This window comes from Stenotrophomonas sp. STEN023 (assembly GCF_056760135.1).
In genome coordinates this window covers 1-4,331 of the sequence record NZ_JBRREF010000148.1, presented here as the reverse complement: position 1 = coordinate 4,331, position 4,331 = coordinate 1, and the positions used below count along the sequence as shown (strand labels likewise).

Below are 4,331 nucleotides of genomic sequence, written 5' to 3'. Positions count from 1 at the left end.
CTCCTGCTGCCCCCGGCGACCCCGGGCCCCGCCCCCCCCCCCCGGGCCCCCCGCCCGGCGCCCGCGGCGGGGCCCCCCCCCCCCCCCCCCCCCCCCCCCCCCCCCCCCCCCCACTACAGCTCCTGCTCCCTCCCTTTTGCGAAGCAAAGGGGAGGGTTGGGGAGGGGTTAGCTCTTTCTGCTTTTCGAGCGACGCCAGCTTCGCGGCTTACGCCGCTCCTACAAGCGGGAGCAAGGCGTCATCCAACTCGCCCGCGCGCAGCGATGCCGGCCGCTGCAGATGCACGGCGCAGTAATCGGTGAACACCTGCTTTGCCTCAAGTTCGCCTACGCGGATGTAATAGCTCAGGAACGAAGCCATATACAGGTCGGCAACGGTAAAGCTGTCACCCACCAGATAGCGCTTGCCGGCTACCGCGGTTTCCAGCGTATGCAGCAAATCATCGGCAGTGCCGTAACCCGCTTCCATCGGCGGTGCCAAGCCGCCATGGCGACGATCGGTGACGAAGGCCTCCAGCGGCCCGGCCGCGAACAACACCCAGCGGTAGCATTCACCACGTTCGGCACTGCCCACTGGCGGCAGCAAGCTCTTGGCCGGCGCAAGATCGGCCAGATGCAGACAGATCGCCGCGTTCTCGGTGATCACCGTTTTTCCCTGCAGCAAGGCCGGTACCTTGCCCATCGGATTGATCGCCAGGTACTGCGCCGACTTCATGCTGGTGCCGTACTCCAGCATCACCGCGTCGTAGCGCAGGCCGGTTTCTTCCAGCATCCAACGGGTGATACGGCCGCGCGAATGTGGATGGCTGTAGAAGGTAAGCGTGTCGCTCATGTCAGGCACCTGCGTTGTAAGGAGCCGACAGTGTGCGCAGGGGCTGCTGACAGCTACTGTCAGCAGTGATGCATCAGCTGTCCGTCATGCATTGCGCACGCCAGCGCTTCAACAGCTGATGGCGCTGCGCCGGATAGCGCTGCGCGGTGTCTTCCAGTGCCAGCAAACGGTCGGCACGAAAATGCCTGAAGTCGCCGCGCATCTCGCACCACGCCGCCAGCATGCGCACATCGGCCATGAAGGCCATCGCGAACGGCCAGATCATGCGCTCACTGACCCTGCCCTCGACGTCGCGGTATTGGATGCGCACCGCATTGCCGTCACGGATGGCACGACGCAACGCAGGCAGCCACGGCTCCGGCGGCACCGCGTGCCAATGCGGCGCGAACAGACCGCTGGTTTCCACCTGCAGGCGCAGGGTTTCGGGCAGCACGCCAATGACACGCTGCAATGCGGTATCGGCCGCGGCCGCCAGTTCCGGGTCGCCATGCGAGGCCACCCAACGCGCGCCCAACAGCACCGCTTCGAGCTCTTCGGCGGAAAACATCATCGGTGGCAGCAGAAAACCTGGCCGCAACTGGTAGCCAATACCCGGATCACCGGCGATGTCGGCGCCCTGCCCTCGCAGGGCATCGATGTCCCGGTACACGGTGCGCAGACTCACCTCCAACCGCTGTGCCAACTCGGCACCGCGCACCGGCGTGCGGCGCCGCCGCAATTCATCCAGCAGGTGCAGCAATCGGGCGGCGCGTTGGCTCATGAGGGGTTCCGGAACAGGCAGCTGCCCAGCATAACGACTAACGGTCAGTGGATTGACTGCAAGACTTCAAAAGAGCGCATTTATCCCGGCAAGCTGAGCAATAGATAAGCCCTATCAGAGCGAACGGTTCATTTGATTACTCATTTAACGCATCCGTGGTTACAGTCGGTTGGAGCAAAACCCCAACGCCAGCAGGAGCCAGCCATGAGCAATGACACCAAGCCGACCTGTCCGTACCACAGCGCCCCCTCCCCCGAGCAGGCCGCGCAGTCGCAACGTGACACCAGCACCACGCCCAAGCAGAAGCATGGCGACGCACCGGTGACGCCGATGACCACCGCCTTCGGCGCGCCGATAGTAGACAACCAGAACAGCAAGACCGCCGGCCCGCGTGGCCCGCTGTTGATGGAAGACGTATGGCTGCTGGAAAAGCTGGCCAACTTCAACCGTGAAATCATTCCCGAACGCCGCATGCACGCAAAAGGCTCGGGCGCGTTCGGCACCTTCACCGTCACCCACGACATCAGCAAGTACACCCGCGCCAAGATCTTCTCGGCGGTGGGCAAGCAGACCGAGATGTTCGCCCGCTTCACCACCGTTGCCGGTGAGCGAGGCGCGGCCGATGCCGAACGCGACATCCGCGGCTTCGCGCTGAAGTTCTATACCGAAGAAGGCAACTGGGACCTGGTTGGCAACAACACGCCGGTGTTCTTCCTGCGCGACCCACGCAAGTTCGGTGACCTCAACAAGGCGGTCAAGCGCGACCCGCACACCAATCTGCGCAGCGCCCGCAACAACTGGGATTTCTGGACCCTGCTGCCGGAAGCACTGATGCAGGTGACCGTGGTGATGAGCGACCGCGGCATCCCGCGCAGCTACCGCCACATGCACGGCTTCGGCTCGCACACCTACAGCTTCACCAACAACGATGGCGAACGCTACTGGGTGAAGTTCCACTTCCACAGCCAGCAGGGCGTTGAAGCGCTGACCGATGCGCAGGCGCAGGTGCTGGTCGGCAAGGACCGCGAGAGCCATGGCCGTGACCTGTTCCAGGCCATCGAGCAGGGTCAGTTCCCGAAGTGGAAGCTGTTCGTGCAGATCATGCCTGAGCTCGACGCCGAGACCTATCGCATCCATCCCTTCGACCTGACCAAGGTCTGGCCGAAGAGCGATTACCCGCTGATCGAAGTCGGCGAATTCGAGCTCAACCGCAACCCGGTCAACTGGTACCAGGACGTGGAGCAGTCGGCGTTCGCACCCAGCAACCTCGTTCCGGGCATCGGCCCGTCGCCGGACAAGATGCTGCAGGCACGTCTGTTCGCCTACTCCGATGCACAGCGTTACCGGCTGGGCGTGAACCATCACCAGATCCCGGTCAACGCCGCCCGCTGCCCGGTCAACAGCAACCACCGTGATGGTGCCATGCGCGTGGACGGCAACTATGGCGGCCTGCCGCATTACGAGCCCAACAGCTATGGCCAGTGGCAGGAGCAGCCGCAGTACCGCGAACCGGCGCTGAAGATCCGTGGCGATGCCGACTTCTGGAATTTCCGTGAAGACGACAACGACTACTTCAGCCAGCCCGGTGCCTTGTTCCGCAGCTATAACGCCGCACAGCAGCAGCGTCTGTTCGAGAACACCGCGCGCGCCCTGGGTGATGCGCCGGACTTCATCAAGCAGCGCCACATCGACAACTGCAACAAGGCCGACCCGGCCTACGGTGCGGGCATCGCCGCCGCCCTGCAGGCGCTTGCAGCTGCAGCCGCGTCGGCCGATCCGTTCGCACCGCCGCCGCATCCGGGCAATGATTTCCCGGCTGCCACGCCGGGTGCCGAGGACATCGAGCTGTAAGCCCGACCCGTTCATCCAAGCTTGATCCAGCACCGCCCGCCTTGCGCGGGCGGTGCTGTTTCCGCCCACAAACCAACACGTCGTTGGCCTCTTCACTTACGCCCCCGTGCGGGGGTTACCATGCCGCTCGACAACCCACCCTTTCAAGGATTCCCGATGAGCCTGACCGACGACCTCCTCTCCCAGCTGCAGGGCGCACCGCTGCAACAGGTTTCGCAGCAGTTGGGCATCGACAGCCAGCAGGCCTCGGGCGCCATCAGCGCCGCGCTGCCGCTGCTGATGGGCGCACTGGGCAACAACGCGGCCAAACCGCAGGGCGCCGAAGCCCTGTTTGGCGCGCTGCAGAACAACCACAGCGGCTTGGACATCGGCAGCGTGCTGGGCGCTGTGATGGGCGGCGGCAACAGCCCGGCGGCCAATGGCGCCGGCATCCTCGGCCATATCTTTGGTGGCAGCCAGGACCGTGCCGAGACCGGTCTGGCCCAGGCTACCGGTCTGAGCCCGAGCAGCTCCAGCCAGTTGCTGAAGATCCTCGCCCCGATCGTGATGGCCTTCATCGCCCAGCGCATGAGCAGCGGCGGCCAGGCCAGCGCTGGTGGGCTGGCGCAGATCCTGGGCCAGGAGAAGCAGCAGGTGACGCAGGCCGGCGGTATTGGCGGCGGCCTGCTGGGCAGCGTGCTGGACCAGGATGGCGACGGTCAGTTCGGCGTCAGCGACCTGATCAAGCTGGGCAGCGGCTTGCTGGGTAGCGGCAAGCGCTGAGCCGGTAGAGGTTGATCGAAAACGCCACCGCAAGGTGGCGTTTTTGTTTCGGTAGTGGGGGGGCCCGCGCGGGAGGGGGGGGGCCCCCAAAGCCCCCAAGCAACCCCAGGGAGGGGCCAAAACGGGG

4 protein-coding genes are annotated in these 4,331 nt (G+C 64.9%); 2 read left to right on the top strand and 2 right to left on the bottom strand.

The window, feature by feature from the left end; all coding sequences use genetic code 11:
- Positions 1 to 207 precede the first annotated feature (207 nt).
- Together ACVOLV_RS21985 and ACVOLV_RS21980 are read right to left on the bottom strand one after the other, a co-directional pair.
- The gene (locus tag ACVOLV_RS21985) at positions 208 to 831 is read right to left on the bottom strand and encodes a glutathione S-transferase family protein (protein ID WP_481556212.1); all 624 of its coding nucleotides are present in this window, start codon (positions 829 to 831) and stop codon (positions 208 to 210) included.
- A gap of 73 nt (positions 832 to 904) precedes the next feature.
- Positions 905 to 1,591 (bottom strand): helix-turn-helix transcriptional regulator, encoded by a 687-nt coding sequence (locus ACVOLV_RS21980; RefSeq protein WP_481513180.1) that lies wholly within the window; start codon positions 1,589 to 1,591, stop codon positions 905 to 907.
- 204 nt (positions 1,592 to 1,795) lie between these two features.
- On the opposite strand from ACVOLV_RS21980, the gene ACVOLV_RS21975 reads away from it, so the two are divergent.
- A complete protein-coding gene (locus ACVOLV_RS21975) occupies positions 1,796 to 3,442 on the top strand; it encodes a catalase (RefSeq protein WP_481556211.1) in 1,647 nt (548 codons plus the stop codon).
- A 156-nt stretch (positions 3,443 to 3,598) separates the two neighbouring features.
- The gene (locus tag ACVOLV_RS21970) at positions 3,599 to 4,204 is read left to right on the top strand and encodes a DUF937 domain-containing protein (RefSeq protein ID WP_481556210.1); all 606 of its coding nucleotides are present in this window, start codon (positions 3,599 to 3,601) and stop codon (positions 4,202 to 4,204) included.
- The last annotated feature ends 127 nt before the right edge of the window (positions 4,205 to 4,331 follow it).